We start from the raw sequence: 246 nt of genomic DNA, 5'->3' as shown, positions 1-246 counted from the left end.
AGGTCATTCGGCAGCTTTCAGCAGTTCGGAGAACATCTGGTTGGAGAAGAGTTGGGTGACGTTGGATCGGCTCCACGGCGCGGAATGCGCGACGACGTCGCCAATGATGAGGACGACGGGACCGCCAACCGCACCTGGGACGGCGCCGTCGTGTACCGAACCGCCAAGCAAGGCTGGTCCACCGAACTCGCCTATTCCGCCGTCGTCAGCACCTCTGACGATGCCCGCGCGCTGCTGGCCGAGGCC

The 246-nt window shown here is 64.6% G+C and carries 1 protein-coding gene; it reads left to right on the top strand.

Going from position 1 to position 246, the window contains the following annotated elements; translation table 11 throughout:
• Positions 1-84 precede the first annotated feature (84 nt).
• The coding region (locus tag FNJ47_RS47760; protein ID WP_163163700.1) for a DUF2849 domain-containing protein at positions 85-246 on the top strand (162 nt) is incomplete at its 3' end.

Source organism: Bradyrhizobium uaiense (assembly GCF_010811875.1).
Taxonomy (GTDB): Bacteria; Pseudomonadota; Alphaproteobacteria; order Rhizobiales; family Xanthobacteraceae; genus Bradyrhizobium; species Bradyrhizobium uaiense.
The sequence above is the reverse complement of the archived record's forward strand: the minus strand, read 5'-3'. Positions and strand labels throughout refer to the sequence as shown.